Below are 14,362 nucleotides of genomic sequence, written 5' to 3' on the forward strand. Positions count from 1 at the left end.
TCAGCACGCCGCTGGGGCTCGCACAGACGGACATGTGCCGAAGGAACCGCCTGGCGGAGTTCATGATGAGCCGGCCGATCACGGGCTGGACCGTTCCCGCGGCGGGCTGACCACCAAGACGCGTCTGGGTTGTGAGTAAGGCCAGCAAGTGTTGTCCCTGATCGTCACGGCCGGCCATCGCGGGGACAGCCCGCACTTCATCCCCGTCTGCGCCGGATCCGGGTGGGGCCGGCTCGGTGTGCACCGGGCCCGGTCACGCCCGGTGCTGGTGCCGCGCCGACAAGGCCTACACCAGCCGCGGCAACCGGCACTACCTGCGCTCGCGTGGGACAAGGCCTGCATTCCCAGCAAGAGTGACCAGGACGCCCACCACAAGGCCAAAGGTTCTCGCGGCGGCCGTCCCCCGAAGTTCGACCCCGCAGCTCTACCGGCCCCGGCACGCCGTCGAGAACGGCACCGCCCGGTTCAAACGCCACCGCGGCGTCGCTACCGGTATGACAAGTCAGCCGTCCGCTTCCAGGCCGTCCTGACTATCACCATCATCAGCGAATGGCTCCGAACCCGTTATCAAACACGCCTCAGTCGACGAAGTCCTGGGTCATCGGAGCCAGATCGAAGCGGCGATGAGCATCAAATCGCGGGACCGTCCCAGGCTGAGCGTTCAGCAACGGCAACAGCTGCGGGTGGTCGCCGCCCGCCCGCAGTGTGCGGAACCGACATGCATCCAAGCTCACGCCACCAGCCTGACCTGCGGCCCGGTTCCGGCAACAGCTGCTCGGTCGCCGTCCATGTTGGTTCTGCGCGCCCAACATCCGGCGGTGGTGATTGGCGGTTTTCTTCAACGACACCGGCCCGCTGCGGGACCGCGTGGGCCGATCCGCACCGGGCCGAGTCGTTTGCCGCGGTACGGGTGCGGAACGCGACGTTCGACCGGTGCTGGTGTGCGGTTCGGGCTGTGATGCGGGCGGCAAGAGGACCTGCTGGGTGCAGGCTCCACCTCACCCGGAGGTCGATCCGATTCGGAACTCCGTCAAGTTACCCACGTCCGCCGACAGACCACCTGGCCCCCGGCAGCGGTCTCAGACCGGCGGCCAGGGGATGGCGGGCCAGTCCTGCGGCGGCTTGGGGAAGCGCTTGGAGCGCAGCAGCCGGCGCACCCGCAGGCGCACGTGCTGCACCTCGGTGACGGTCAGGTGTTCCTCGAGCGCCTCGCCCAGCTCCCCGTCGAGCCGCTCGGTGAGCTGCTGCAGCACGTCGGTCGCCTCGGGGATCAGGGACTTGCCGGTCCAGCCCCAGAGCACCGTGCGCAGCTTGTTTTCCACGTGGAAGCTGACGCCGTGGTCGACCGCGTGGATCGAGCCGGTGGCCGGGTAGAGCACGTGGCCGCCCTTGCGGTCGGCGTTGTTGATGACCGAGTCGAAGACGGCCAGCCGGGCCAGCCGGGGGTCGTCCTTGTGGGCCAGGGCGTAGGCGTCGCCGTCCTCGTCGCGCGCGTTGGCCACCGCCAGCCAGCCCGACGGGATGTCGTAGGCCGGGACGAATCCGATCAACGCTTCGGCCGTGTCGGGCTCGTCGATCCACAGTTGCAGGGCGCCGGGGCCGAGCGGGCCGTCGCGCAGGATCGTCGGCGGCACCAGATCCCACCCCGTGGCCTGCGAGACCAGGAACGCGGACACCTCGCGGCCGGCCAGCGTGCCGTCGGGGAAGTCCCACAGCGGCCGCTCGCCCTGGACGGGCTTGTAGACGCAGCGGCGGGTCAGCCCGTCGAGTGTGATCTCGGCCCGGAGTGTGGTGTTGGAGGCGTCGACCAGCCGGCCCTCGATCTCGATCGTGCCTCGGCCGAGCAGCTCCAGGGCGTCCTTCTCGGCGAGCACAGTCACCGGTGGTAGCCGTTGTGCCGGGGGCAGAGGTGGCCGGCCGGGTCGAGCGGCTGGCCGCAGAGCGGGCAGGGCGGGCGCCCGGCGGCGACGACCCGGCGGGCCCGGTCGATGAAGGCCCGGGTGGCCTCGGGGCTCAGCCGCACGCGCAGCCGGTCGAGGTCGTCGTCGGGCTCGTCGTCATCGTCATCGTCGTCATCGTCGGTGTCGTCATCGTCGGCGTCGGCGTCGGCGTCGGAGTCGTCCTCGCCGAGCGCGATCTCGACCTCGGCGTCGCCGGCCTCGATCGCCTCGATGACCACGGTCGCGGTGTCGACGTCGAAGGCGAGCCCCAGCGTGCCGACCCGGAACTCCTCGTCGACCGGGGTGTCGAGCGGATCGTTGTCGTGGACCGCGACGATCGGCGCGTCGGGCAGGTTGACGCCGAACCGCTTGTTGGCCTCGACGAGCAGCTCTTCCAGCTTCTCGGCCAGCAGCGACACCTGGACCTTCTCCAGGGCCACGCTGACCACCCGGCCGCCACCGCGGGCCTGGAGGAAGAAGGTCCGGTCGCCGGGCTCTCCCACCGTCCCGGCGACGAACCGCTCCGGCGGCTCGAAGGCATGCACCTGGTGGGTCATGGGAGCAACCCTATCCATCCCCGCGCGGGAACGCTCACCGCAGGCGGCCGGGTTCGCCGAGGGCGCAACCGGGTCGCGCCTGCGGTAGCAGCGGGATCACTTTCGGTGTTCAGGCGCCGGCTCCGCCGCCGACCGCCGCGTCGGAGGAGACCTCGCCGTCCGGCTTCGGCTTTTCCGGTACGAGGCCGGACAGGTCACCGGTGTCGTTGACCCGCACCACGAACGGCCTCGTCGGGGTGTACGTGATGACGCTGACCGAGGCCGGGTCGGCGACGATGCGCTGGAACTCGTCGAGGTGCAGGCCGAGCGCGTCGGCCAGGATGGCCTTGATCACATCGCCGTGGCTGCACGCCAGCCAGAGGGTCTCCGGGCCGTGCTCGGCGTTCATCTTGGCGTCCCAGCGCCGGATCGTCGCCACCGCGCGGGCCGACATCTCGGCCATCGCCTCGCCGTTGGGGAAGATGGCGGCGCTCGGGTGCTGCTGCACCACCTTCCAGAGCGGATCCTTGGACAGCTCCTTCAGTGGCCGGCCCTCCCAGTCGCCGTAGCCGCACTCGATCAGGCCGTCGTCGACGATCGGTTCGATGCCGGGCCGGACCAGGTCGACCGTCTGCCGGCAGCGGATCAGCGGGCTGGTGACCACCCCGGCGAGCGGTAGGGCGCGCAGCCGTTCGCCGGCCCGGGTCGCCTGCGCCCGGCCGGTCTCGTCGAGCTCGGTCGGGCGCCGGCCGGCCAGTTCGCCGGAGGCGTTGGACGTCGTACGCCCGTGCCGCAGTAGTAGGACCGTCGCCACCGCTACGCCACGCCCGCTTCCTCGTACGCCTCGGCCACGAGCCGGAGCGTGTCGATGCCGCTCTTCAGGTCGCCCACGTAGGGGCTGACCGAGAGCGTGCCGACACCGGCCGCGGCGTACTGCCGGAGGCGCTCCCTGATCTGGATCTTGTTGCCGATCAGCGAGGTGCGCTCGATGAACTCCTGCGGTACGGCCTCGGCCGCCTCCGCCTTCTTGCCGGCCAGGTAGAGATCCTGGATTTCGGCCGCCTCGTCGGCGTAGCCCATCCGCACGGCGATCTGGTTGTAGAAGTTCTGCTCGCGGCTGCCCATGCCGCCGACGTAGAGCGCCGCGTACGGCCGGATCACGTCGGCGCACCAGGCCAGGTTGTCGCCGATCGAGACCGGAGCCGTGACCGCCACGTCGAAACCGGTCAGGCCGAGGCCGCGCTTGGCCCGCCCGCGCTCGATGTGCTGCAGGGCCTCGCCGGCCGCGTCGGGCGCGAAGAAGACCGCCAGCCAGCCGTCGGCGACCTCTCCGGCCAGCTCGAGGTTTTTCGGGCCGACCGCGGCCAGATAGATCGGGATGGCTTCGCGCGGCGGGTGGAAGCCGAGCTTGAGCGCCTTGCCCGCGCCGTCGGGCAGCGGCAGCTGGTAGTGCTCGCCCTGATAGGAGACGGGCTGCCGGGCGATCGCCATCTTGACGATCTCGACGTATTCCCGGGTGCGGGCCAGCGGCTTGGCGAACCGCACGCCGTGCCAGCCCTCGGACACCTGGGGCCCGGAGACGCCGAGGCCGAGCCGGAACCGGCCGCCGGACAGCGCGTCGATGGTGGCGGCGGTCATCGCGGTCATCGCCGGTGTGCGCGCCGGGATCTGCAGCACCGCGGCGCCGAGGTCGATCTGCTGGGTCTGGCCGGCCAGCCACGCCAGCATGCTGACGGTGTCGGACCCGTACGCCTCGGCGGCCCAGACCACCGCGTAGCCGAGCCGGTCCGCCTCCTGCGCCATCGCCAGATGATCGGCCGGCGTGCTCCAGGCCGTCTGATAACCGAGGTTGAGTCCGAGCCGCACGTTAGTCCTCCCACGAAAAACGGATCTCCCGGAAGCCTACTGACTTTCCCGGCGCGATCTCGGTCCGGTAACCGACGGGTTTGACCAGCGGCTGAGCATTTCGCCGGGAGCGAGGTCTGAATAAGGTTCATCTCATGCAGCAGCGACCGCTCGGCCGAAGCGGGCTGGCGGTCTCCCGGCTCGCCCTCGGCACCATGACCTGGGGCCGGGACACCGACCCCGACGACGCGGCCGCCCAGCTCAAGCTCTTCCTCGACGCCGGCGGCACGCTGCTCGACACCGCCGACGTCTACGGCGACGGCGACGCCGAGTCGGTGATCGGCTCGCTGCTCGACCACCTCCTGCCCCGCGACGAGGTGGTGATCGCGACCAAGGCCGGGCTCACCCCGCGCGGCTGGCGGCGGCGCGACGGCTCGCGCGGCAACCTGCTGCGGTCGCTCGACAGCTCGCTGCGCCGGCTCGGCACCGACTACGTCGACCTGTGGCAGGTGCACGGTTATGACCCGCACACCCCGCTGGAAGAGACGCTGGGCGCCCTCGACCACGCGGTGAGCAGCGGCCGGGTCCGTTATGTCGGGGTGTCCAACTTCGCGGCCTGGCAGGCCGCGCGGGCGGCGACGTGGCAGGCGGCGTACCCCGGGCGGGCGCCGGTCGTGGTCGCCCAGATGGAATATTCGCTGCTCGAGCGAGGAATCGAGCGGGAGCTGCTGCCGGCGGCAGCGGCTCTCGGGTTCGGGGTGCTGGCCTGGTCGCCGCTCGGCCGGGGCGTGCTGACCGGCAAATACCGCAACGGCCGGCCGCTCGACTCGCGGGCCGCCTCGGAGCATCTGGCGCCGTTCGTGCAGACCTATCTGGAGCCCCGCAGCTCGAGCATCGTCGAGGCGGTGGTGACCGCGGCGGCCGGCCTCGGCGTCTCGCCGCTCGAGGTGGCCCTGGCCTGGATCCGCGACCGGCCCGGGGTGGCCGCCCCGATCCTGGGCGCCCGCACGGCGGGCCAGTTGCAGGGGGCACTGGCGAGCGAGGACCTGACGCTGCCGGCCGAGATCGCGAACGCCCTCGACGACGTGTCGGCGATCGACGTCGGCTACCCGGAGCGCGAAGGCGTGGGCTACCCCGACGCCGACGGTTGAGCCCCGCCCACCGGCGTGGCGGGAGAGCCGCGCGCCGGCCTGGCCGACGTCGGCCTAGCCCTCGTCCGCGTCCGCCCGGCGACCGGCCACGTTCCCGCCGTCGCGGTCGGCGGCCTGGTCGAGCACTGAGGAAACCGCCGCGACCAGGCTGGGAGCCACCGCCGATTCGAAGTGCGAGCGGTCGTGCAGTGCGTCCGCGCCCGCGTGGTAGACGACGCAGCGCACGCCGCATTCCGCCGCCGCGGCGACGTCGTCCACGCTGTCGCCGATCAGCACGGCCCGGGCCGGGTCGATGCCCTGCACGCGCAGGTGACGGGCCAGGAACGGGGCCTTGCGGGAGACGTCACGGCCGGCCGAGCCGTCGACCCGGGTGAAGAACCGGTCGAGGCCGAAGCCGGAGACCAGGGGCATCAGCAGGTCGTGGGGATACATCGACAGCAGCGACTGACTTCGGCCGGCCGCGGCCCACAGACCCAGTGCGGCGAGGGCATCGGCGGTCAGGCGCACGGTGGTGCGCCTTTTCTCGTACGCGGTCTGGAAGCCCGCCGCCACCCGGCTCTGTTCGGCGTCGGTCAGTTCCCGGCCGGCCAGCCGCGAATAGAACAGTGGGATGGGCTGCACGTGGTGCCGCTGATAGGACTCCCGGGTGACCGCCGGCAGCCCGCACTCCCGGAATGCTTCGATCGTCGCCTCGATCAGTGCCGGCCCGTCGCCGAGCAGCGTCCCGTTCCAGTCCCACACGATGTGCTCGACCGTCATTTCCGGGCCGCCGCGCTCATCAGCAGGATCGCGAGCAGGCCGGCGACCGGCGCGAAGCCGAACCCGAGCCGCAGCCCGCTGTCGACCAGTGGGCCGGTCAGCGCCGACCCGGCCGCGCTTCCGATCGCGAACGCGGTGGCGATCCACGCGAAGGCTTCGACGACCGTCCCGGCGGGGGCCAGCGCGTCGGCGCTCAGGAACGCCACGGTCAGCAGCGGCGGCAGCGCCAGTCCGCACAGGGCGGTCAGCGGCGCCATCGCCACCGCGCCCGGCATCAGCAGCAGCGGCAGGTAGCCGGCCGCGAAAGCAATCGTGATCAGCGGCAGCCGGCGTCGCCCGCCCCGGCGCGCGCGTGTGTACAAGAGGCCTCCGATCAGCGCCCCGACCGCCTGGCAGGCGAGCAGCCATCCGGAGAGGGAGCGGTCCGACAGCGCCTCGGCGTAGCCGGTGAGCGCGACCGGCAGGCTGCCGACCGCCGCCCCGACGCACGCGATGCCGCCGCTGAGCAGCACGAACTGGGGCACCCGCAGCGGCCCCGACCAGTGCCGGGCCGCGGTTTCGCCACGCCATCGGCGCGCGACGGGCGTGCGGGCGTAGACCGCCGACCCGGCCAGTTGGAGCACCGCCGCCGCGATCAGGCCGGCGGCCGGTCCGGCCAGGGCGACCGCGGCCAGGGTGACCAGCGGCCCGACTACGAAGATCACTTCCTGGAAGGCGATGTCGAGGGCGTAGGCCGCGGCCACCGCCGCCGGCGGGACCATGGCCGGCCAGAGGACGCGCAGGCACGCTTCCAGGGGCGGGGTGCCCAGGCCGGCGACGACGGCGCCGGCCAGGAGTACGCCGGTGCCCCCGGTCCCGGCGGCCACCAGCAGAAACCCGGCCGCTGACAGCAGGGAGGCGAACAGGACGACCGGCGGCTGACTACGCCGGTCGACGGCCCGGGCGAGCAGCGGGGTGCCGGCCGCCATCCCGGCCGTGTAGCCGGCGACGAGCAGGCCGGCCGTGGCGAGGCTGAGGGTCTGGCGGCCGAACAGCAGCAGGGCCAGCGGTGCCGAGGCCTGCGGGATGCGTCCGACCTGAGCGGCCAGCAGGACCGTACGCACGTGCGGCGCGCGCAGCACCGCCCGCGCGCCGGCCGGCGCAGCGGAAATGGACATGGGAAAGCTCCCGAGCGGTGAGAAGGGACCGGAGAGGGAAAGACCGGCCCTGCTCAGGGAGCGAAATCGGCCCGCTCGTGGTCGTTGCCGTAGAGCGGGAGCGCAGGAGTGATCCACGCGGCGAAGACTGCGGGCGGGATCACGCGGTCAGCCTAACCGAACCGGCTCACCGGCGGGGGACGCCGGACGGCCCGCGAACTTCGGCTCCGAGAGCAAGCACACGTTGACGCAGGCCCCGATCGGCGGTGACGACGATCGTGCGCCGGTCGGCGGCCACCCCGCGTACGAGATCGAAGATGGCGTCGTCGCCGGAGCCGGCGGCGCGCTCGATGCGCACCCCGTTGTCAGCTTGCGGAACGTCTTTGGCCTTGCCCTCCAGAACCAGGGTGACCTCGACCGGTCCGGGCAGGTCAGGCAGGCCTTGGGTGAGCACCGCGGCCAGTGCGTCGCGGAGCCGGGCGGCCGCCGCGGGCCGGTCGCGCCACCAGCCGTCGGGCACGGAACCCACGACGTTGGCCCCGTCGACAATCACCAGAGGTACGGTCATGGAGTTGAGCCTACCCGTGTCAAGTTTCGGTGAAATCGGGGAATCAATCGATCCCCGGTAGTGCTGTTAGGGGAGCACGAAACACGTACCAGGGAGAGACGACTTATGAGTATCGGACCGATCGGGCCGGGTGGCCCCGGCCAGTGGGACGACTTCTTCGCGCGCTTCTTCGGTGCGGCCGAGCCGCGTCGTTCGGCGCGCATCGATATCACGAAGTACATGAGCGGCGACGCCCGCGAGGTGCTTTCCGCGGCCGCCCGTCGCGCCGCCGAGCTGGCCGACCCGGACCGTGCGGTGGCCGACCTCGACACCGACCACCTGCTGTGGGGTGCTCTCCAGCAGGAACAGCTGAAGCAGACCGTGCGCCGGGCCGGCGCCGACCCCGACCAGCTGCTGGCCGCTCTCGGCCGCCCGGCCGGGGTACGCGAGCAGCTGCCCGAGCAGGTCGCGCTGACCCCGGCCGCCAAGCGCGCGCTGCTGGACAGCCTGCAGCTTTCCCGGGCGGTCGGCGCCTCCTATGTCGGTCCCGAGCACATCCTGATGGCGCTGGGTCTCAACCCCGACTCGGCGGCCGGACGGCTGCTCGCCGGCAAGCTCGACCCGCAGGCCCTGCAGCAGCCCGAGCCCCAGCCGGGCGCGGGACGCGGCGCCCCGGCTCAGAACGGCAACACGCCCACTCTCGAGCAGTACGGCGTGGACCTCACCGAGCTGGCCCGCCGGGGCGAGATCGACCCGGTCATCGGCCGCGCCGACGAGATCGAGCAGGCGGTGGAGATCCTGTCCCGCCGCACCAAGAACAACCCGGTCCTGATCGGTGAGGCCGGCGTCGGCAAGACCGCGATCGTCGAGGGCCTGGCCCAGCGGATCGTGGACGGCGACGTCCCGCTGACCCTGGAGGGCAAGCGGGTCATCCAGCTCGACCTGGCCGGCCTGGTGGCGGGCACCCGCTACCGCGGCGACTTCGAGGAGCGCCTGCGCAAGATCATCGACGAGATCCAGCAGTCCGGTGACGGCCTGATCGTCTTCCTCGACGAGATCCACACGCTGGTCGGGGCCGGCGGTGGCGGCGGTGAGGGCGGCGGCATGGACGCCTCCAACATGCTCAAGCCCGCCCTGGCCCGCGGTCAGATGCGGGTGGTCGGCGCGACCACGCTCGACGAGTACCGCAAGTACATCGAGAAGGACGCGGCCCTGGCCCGGCGCTTCCAGCCGGTGCTGGTCGGCGAGCCGAGCGTCGAGGACACGGTGGCGATCCTGCGCGGTCTGCGGGACAACTACGAGGCGCACCACCAGGTGCGGATCACCGACGAGGCGCTGGACGCCGCGGCCGAGTTGTCCGACCGCTATGTCACCGACCGGTTCCTGCCCGACAAGGCGATCGACCTGATCGACCAGGCCGGTGCCCGGGTGCGGCTGCGGGTCAAGACCCCCTCGGCCGACACGCGGGAGGACGAGCGGCGTCTCGAGCAGCTCACCCGCGACCGCGACCAGGCGGTGGCGGCGGAGTACTACGAGAAGGCGTCCCAGCTGCGCGACGAGATCAACGCGATCAAGGCCAAGCTGGCGGCGGCGACGAGCACCTCGGACGGCGTTCCGCAGGTGACCGAGGCCGACATCGCCGAGGTCGTCTCGCGGGCCACCGGCATCCCGGTCGCCCAACTGACCGAGGAGGAGCGGGAGCGCCTGCTGCGCCTCGAGGGGCACCTGCACGACCACGTGGTCGGCCAGGACGACGCCGTCGAGGCGGTCGCCGAGGCGGTACGCCGTTCGCGGGCCGGACTGGGCGACCCGGACCGTCCCGTGGGCAGCTTCCTGTTCCTCGGGCCGACCGGTGTCGGCAAGACCGAGCTGGCGCGTTCGCTGGCCGAGGCGCTGTTCGGTGACTCGGACCGGATGATCCGGCTCGACATGAGCGAGTACCAGGAGCGGCACACCGTGTCGCGGCTGGTCGGGGCGCCTCCGGGCTACGTCGGCTACGACGAGGCCGGGCAGCTGACCGAGGCGGTGCGCCGCCGGCCGTACAGCGTGGTGCTGCTCGACGAGATCGAGAAGGCCCACCCGGACGTCTTCAACATCCTGCTGCAGGTGCTGGACGACGGGCGGCTGACCGACGCGCAGGGTCGCACGGTGAGCTTCAAGAACACCGTGCTGATCATGACGAGCAACATCGGCTCGGACATCATCCAGGGCACCCGGCGCAGCGTCGGGTTCGGTGCGGCCGACAACGGCCGCAGCGCCGACGAGGAGCTGAAGGACAAGCTCGACCGCCGGCTGCGGGAGCAGCTGCGGCCCGAGTTCATCAACCGGATCGACGAGATCATCGTCTTCCGGCAGCTGGAGACCGACCAGCTGCGGAAGATCACCGAGCTGATGCTGCAGGAGACGCACCGGCGCCTGGCCGCGCAGGACGTCAAGCTGGAGCTCAGCACGGCGGCGGTCGACTGGCTCGCCGACAAGGGCTTCCAGCCCGAGTTCGGGGCCCGGCCGCTGCGCCGCACGATCCAGCGCGAGCTGGACAACCGGTTGTCGAAGCTGCTGCTCGCGTCCGAGCTGACCTCCGGCCAGACCGTGCACGTGGACGTGGCCGACGGCCGGCTGACCTTCCAGGTCGACGCGCTGGTCTGACGTTCGCCAACCCCTACTGGGCGGCTGCCATCTGGTGGCCGCCCAGTTGCGTGTGGTCGGCCATCCACTCCACATAGGCCGTGTTGCGGGCGACGACCTCCTGATAGGCCTCCTGGGCCATCCGCATCAGCTTGGGCGCGCTGCGGGCGGCCGGGGAGTCGGGGTGCCAGCCGAGCACCAGGCGCCAGCGCAGCGGGGCGCCGCGCAGCGGGCGGTGGGTGAGCCCGGACGGCGGCCGGAAGGTCGGCTGGCACAGGCCCACCGCCTGGCCCGACTCGACCATGTCGACGGCGCTGCGGAGGTCGGTCTCGAGAACCCGCCGGGGCGTGAAGCCGGCCCGGGCGCAGGCGGCCGCGAAACAGTCGCCCAGGCAGCCGTCGCCGGTGCTGCCGACCCACTGCTCCTCGGCCAGCTCGGCCAGATCGACGTCGACGCCCTTGGTGCACGGGTGGTCGTCGGGCATCAGCACGCAGACCGCGTCGACCGCGATCGTCTGCCAGATCAGCCCGTGATCGGCCGAGGGCATGGCGTCGCCGCACACACCGACCTGGGCGTAGTCGAGCTTGCCGGACGCGACCATGCCGGCCAGTTCCTCGACCCAGTACGACGCGTGGGTGGTGATCTGGGCGTCCGGCTGGGCCTCGGAGAGACGCCCGACCATGCCGCCCATGATCGGGCCGCCGATCGCGCCGATGCGGTAGCGGGACATCGTGTCGTCGCTCGCCGCCCCGGCCAGGCGCGCCGCCTCGTCCTGCAGGCCCTTCATGGCCGGCAGGAGCACGCGGGCCCGCGAGAGCACCAGCTCACCGAGGGCGGTGGGCCGGGCCCCGCGGCGGTCGCGGTCGAAGAGCGGGCCGCCGAGAGTGCGCTCGATGCGTTGCAGTTGCGCGGTCAGAGCCGGCTGAGCCAGCCCGAGTTGTGAGGCGGCCTTGGTGACGCTGCCGGTCTCCGCGATGGCGCAGACCACCTTGAGATGCCGGAGCTCCAAGTTCATAGCGTGACGTTAGGACTATTACGGCATGACGGCTAGTCCTGGGGGGAAGTGAAAGATCCGCCACTCGGGGGATCGTTACAAATCGCTTGGGTAGGTCGTACGGTTGGTGACCACGTCGCGCACCTTGTCGACGACCGCGACGACCGGATCGACCACCTTGTTCCAGGGCGGATTCGACGGGGTGGCGGGGTGCGGACGCGTCGGGGCGGCCTCCTCGGCGACCTCGATGCGGTTGCCGACCCGGATCAGGTCCTCGATCGGCACCATCTGAGTCAGGACCGGGAGCAGCTCCTCGGAGTCGGCCGCGACGTGCCGGTGGACCGCGGCCGAGAGCTCCTCGAAGTCCCGGCCCTTCTGCACGCGCTGCAGCAGGACGAGAAGCGCCTTGTCCTCGGCCAGCTCGCGGGCGGCCAGCTCGTCGCCGCCCGGCACGGCCTGACGGATCGCGGGATAGAGGTACTGCTCCTCGGCCGAGAGATGGCGCGAGAGCGTGGCCACGACCACGTCCCGCAGCTTGCGGGTCGGGTGGGCCACCAGGCGGTCGCAGAGCTCGATCAGCTCGCGGTGTTGCTCGCCCAGCACGTCGATGGCATTGCGGCCGGTGATCTCGCCACCGGTCGGCGGCAGCGGAGGAAGATTGAGTGCGGACACGGCCGGCCCAATACCCAGCGCACGTCTCCCGCCAAACCCCGGCGGCGGCCGGCTGGTAAGAAGGTCAAATGGAGAGCACCGCCGTCACCGAGGTCGTCGGCATCTGCCGCGACCTGCTGCGCATCGACACCACCAACACCGGCGACCAGCGCACCACGGTCGGCGAACGGGTCGCCGCCGAATACGTCGCCACCAAGCTCGGCGAGGTCGGCGTGCAGGCCGAGATCTACGAGTCGGCCCCCCGGCGGGCCAACCTGGTCGCCCGCATCCCGGGCGCCGACCCCTCGCGGGGCGCTCTGCTGCTGCACGGCCACCTCGACGTCGTCCCGGCCGACGCGAGCGAGTGGTCGGTGCCGCCGTTCGCCGGCGAGATCAAGGACGGCTACCTCTGGGGCCGGGGCGCGATCGACATGAAGGACATGGACGCGATGATGCTCGCCGTCGTCCGCGACTGGAAGCGCACCGGCTATGTCCCGCCCCGCGACGTCGTCGTCTGCTACACCGCCGACGAGGAGGCGGGCATGGAGTACGGCTCGCAATGGCTGGTGCAGAACCACCCCGAGGAGTTCGAGGGCTGCACCGAGGCGATCGGCGAGGTCGGCGGCTACTCCTACACCGTCTCCGACGACCTGCGGCTCTATCTCGTGCAGACGGCCGAGAAGGGGCTCGACTGGCTGCAGCTGCACGCCACCGGGCGGCCCGGGCACGGCTCGTTCATGCACGACGACAACGCGGTCACCGCGCTCGCCGAGGCGGTCGCGGCGGTCGGCCGGCACCGGTTCCCGATCGTGGTCACCCCGACCGTGCGGCGCTTCCTGCAGGAGGTCGGCGACGCGCTGGGCATCGAGATCGACCCGGACGACCCGGAGATCGCGGTGGCCAAGCTGGGCCCGATCGCCAACCTGATCGGCGCGACCATCCGTAACACGGCCAACCCGACCCGGCTCGAGGCGGGCTACAAGGACAACGTGATCCCGGGCAAGGCCTCGGCCACGATCGACTGCCGCACGCTGCCCGGCCAGGAGGACAACTTCCTCGCCGAGTTGCGCGGCCTGATCGGGCCCGACATCGAGATCGAGCACAAGCACCGCCAGCCGCCGGTCGAGACCGCGTTCGAAGGGTCGCTGGTCGACGCTATGGCGGCCGCTCTGCGGGCCGAAGATCCGGCGGCCCGCACGATCCCCTACATGATGTCCGGCGGCACCGACGCGAAGGCGTTCGCCACCCTCGGCATCCACTGCTTCGGCTTCGCGCCGCTGCGGCTTCCCCCCGACCTCAACTTCGCCTCGCTCTTCCACGGCATCGACGAGCGGGTTCCGGTCGAGGGACTAGAGTTCGGCGTGCGTGTGCTCGACCGTCTGCTTCGCACCAGCTGATCCGTGGAAGGACCTTTTTTCATGACCGACCAGAACGCCGAGCTCGACGCCGCTCTCGAGCGGGTCGTGGAGGCTGCCCGGGCACACCTCGCGGCGGTCAAAGCGGCCGCCGGCCGCATTGACGACGACGACGTCTGGCAGGCGTACGTCGATCTGAACAACGCCTCGTTCGCGTACGACGAGAAGCTGCTCGACGCGTTCGGCGAGGTCACGCCGTGGGACGTCGAGTCGATCGACCCCGACGAGGCCGACCAGCGCTTCGGTCTGGGCGCGGGCGACTTCGGGCCGGAGGGCGCAACCGACCCCTACCCCCAGGTGATCTCGGTGCGCCAGCGGCGCGACTACCGCGTGCCCAGCGTCGGCGCCCTGCTGCGGGTCGCCGAGGCGGCACGGCGCAGCTCGGTGCCGGACGACGAGGACCCGGGCCCGGTCGAGTCGGTCGGCGAGGCCGTGCTGGAGCTGCTGCAGGCCGGCGACGGCTCGCTCTCGTCGCTCGACGTGCCCGAGCTGGAGCCGCTCGACGGCCTGCTCACGGTCACCGAGGTGCCGGAGCCGCTCGACCTGGAGGCCTTCGAGGACTCGGACGGCAGCGGCCCGTTCGCGCCGCGCGAGGGCGAACTTCTGGTGGGCAGGCTCGACGAGCACCCCTTCCTCCCGGATGAGGAAGAGGACCACGCGGGCCACAACCACTAGTGGCCTGAATGACCGAGGTCCGTCCGGCAGCCGGCGCGTCGACCCGGGGGTTAATGGTAGACCAAAGTGCGGGTCTGTGGGGTTGTGC

Annotated in this window: 13 protein-coding genes and 1 pseudogene; 5 read left to right on the forward strand and 9 right to left on the reverse strand. The window is 71.6% G+C overall.

What is annotated here, in order from left to right:
* A pseudogene (locus AB0M88_RS50035) lies at positions 1 to 556 on the forward strand (transposase); the annotation flags it as partial.
* Positions 557 to 1,079: 523 nt separating this feature from the next.
* Here the strand turns inward: AB0M88_RS50035 and AB0M88_RS50040 are convergent.
* From AB0M88_RS50040 to AB0M88_RS50055, 4 genes are all read right to left on the reverse strand, one after another.
* Complete coding sequence (locus AB0M88_RS50040) at positions 1,080 to 1,880, reverse strand: SCO1664 family protein (RefSeq protein ID WP_364114829.1); 801 nt, start codon at positions 1,878 to 1,880, stop codon at positions 1,080 to 1,082.
* The gene (locus tag AB0M88_RS50045; RefSeq protein ID WP_364114831.1) at positions 1,877 to 2,497 is read right to left on the reverse strand and encodes a DUF3090 domain-containing protein; all 621 of its coding nucleotides are present in this window, start codon (positions 2,495 to 2,497) and stop codon (positions 1,877 to 1,879) included. The genes AB0M88_RS50040 and AB0M88_RS50045 overlap by 4 nt, the downstream gene beginning before the upstream one ends.
* 109 nt (positions 2,498 to 2,606) lie before the next feature.
* On the reverse strand, positions 2,607 to 3,290 hold the full coding sequence (locus AB0M88_RS50050) for a histidine phosphatase family protein (RefSeq protein ID WP_364114833.1): 684 nt from the start codon (positions 3,288 to 3,290) through the stop codon (positions 2,607 to 2,609).
* Between the two features lie 2 nt (positions 3,291 to 3,292).
* The gene (locus AB0M88_RS50055; protein ID WP_364114835.1) at positions 3,293 to 4,342 is read right to left on the reverse strand and encodes an LLM class F420-dependent oxidoreductase; all 1,050 of its coding nucleotides are present in this window, start codon (positions 4,340 to 4,342) and stop codon (positions 3,293 to 3,295) included.
* A gap of 134 nt (positions 4,343 to 4,476) precedes the next feature.
* On the opposite strand from AB0M88_RS50055, the gene AB0M88_RS50060 reads away from it, so the two are divergent.
* Complete coding sequence (locus AB0M88_RS50060; RefSeq protein WP_364114837.1) at positions 4,477 to 5,472, forward strand: aldo/keto reductase; 996 nt, start codon at positions 4,477 to 4,479, stop codon at positions 5,470 to 5,472.
* Between the two features lie 54 nt (positions 5,473 to 5,526).
* Here the strand turns inward: AB0M88_RS50060 and AB0M88_RS50065 are convergent, their stop codons facing one another.
* The 3 genes from AB0M88_RS50065 to AB0M88_RS50075 all read right to left on the reverse strand — a co-directional run bounded on the left by AB0M88_RS50065 (position 5,527) and on the right by AB0M88_RS50075 (position 7,935).
* The gene (locus AB0M88_RS50065) at positions 5,527 to 6,231 is read right to left on the reverse strand and encodes a haloacid dehalogenase-like hydrolase (protein WP_364114839.1); all 705 of its coding nucleotides are present in this window, start codon (positions 6,229 to 6,231) and stop codon (positions 5,527 to 5,529) included.
* Positions 6,228 to 7,388 (reverse strand): MFS transporter, encoded by a 1,161-nt coding sequence (locus AB0M88_RS50070; RefSeq protein WP_364114841.1) that lies wholly within the window; start codon positions 7,386 to 7,388, stop codon positions 6,228 to 6,230. The genes AB0M88_RS50065 and AB0M88_RS50070 overlap by 4 nt, the downstream gene beginning before the upstream one ends.
* 166 nt (positions 7,389 to 7,554) lie before the next feature.
* Positions 7,555 to 7,935 (reverse strand): hypothetical protein, encoded by a 381-nt coding sequence (locus tag AB0M88_RS50075; protein WP_364114843.1) that lies wholly within the window; start codon positions 7,933 to 7,935, stop codon positions 7,555 to 7,557.
* A 105-nt stretch (positions 7,936 to 8,040) separates the two neighbouring features.
* Between AB0M88_RS50075 and AB0M88_RS50080 the strand changes: the two genes are divergently transcribed.
* Entirely contained in the window at positions 8,041 to 10,560 is a 2,520-nt protein-coding gene (locus tag AB0M88_RS50080) for an ATP-dependent Clp protease ATP-binding subunit (RefSeq protein ID WP_364114845.1), read from the forward strand.
* A gap of 13 nt (positions 10,561 to 10,573) precedes the next feature.
* Here the strand turns inward: AB0M88_RS50080 and AB0M88_RS50085 are convergent, their stop codons facing one another.
* Together AB0M88_RS50085 and AB0M88_RS50090 are read right to left on the reverse strand one after the other, a co-directional pair.
* Positions 10,574 to 11,554 (reverse strand): LysR family transcriptional regulator, encoded by a 981-nt coding sequence (locus AB0M88_RS50085; RefSeq protein ID WP_364114847.1) that lies wholly within the window; start codon positions 11,552 to 11,554, stop codon positions 10,574 to 10,576.
* Between the two features lie 75 nt (positions 11,555 to 11,629).
* Positions 11,630 to 12,205 carry a hemerythrin domain-containing protein gene (locus AB0M88_RS50090; protein WP_364114849.1) on the reverse strand — a complete coding sequence of 192 codons (576 nt, stop codon included), beginning with the start codon at positions 12,203 to 12,205 and terminating at the stop codon, positions 11,630 to 11,632.
* Between the two features lie 68 nt (positions 12,206 to 12,273).
* Here AB0M88_RS50090 and AB0M88_RS50095 point away from each other — a divergent pair, with 68 nt between their 5' ends.
* Together AB0M88_RS50095 and AB0M88_RS50100 are read left to right on the forward strand one after the other, a co-directional pair.
* A complete protein-coding gene (locus tag AB0M88_RS50095; RefSeq protein ID WP_364114851.1) occupies positions 12,274 to 13,581 on the forward strand; it encodes a M20/M25/M40 family metallo-hydrolase in 1,308 nt (435 codons plus the stop codon).
* A 21-nt stretch (positions 13,582 to 13,602) separates the two neighbouring features.
* Positions 13,603 to 14,274: a hypothetical protein gene (locus AB0M88_RS50100; RefSeq protein WP_364114853.1), complete on the forward strand. Its 672-nt coding sequence runs from the start codon at positions 13,603 to 13,605 to the stop codon at positions 14,272 to 14,274.
* Positions 14,275 to 14,362 lie beyond the last annotated feature (88 nt).

Origin of the sequence: Actinoplanes sp. NPDC051411 (assembly GCF_040682075.1) — a bacterium.
Lineage (GTDB): Bacteria > Actinomycetota > Actinomycetes > Mycobacteriales > Micromonosporaceae > Actinoplanes.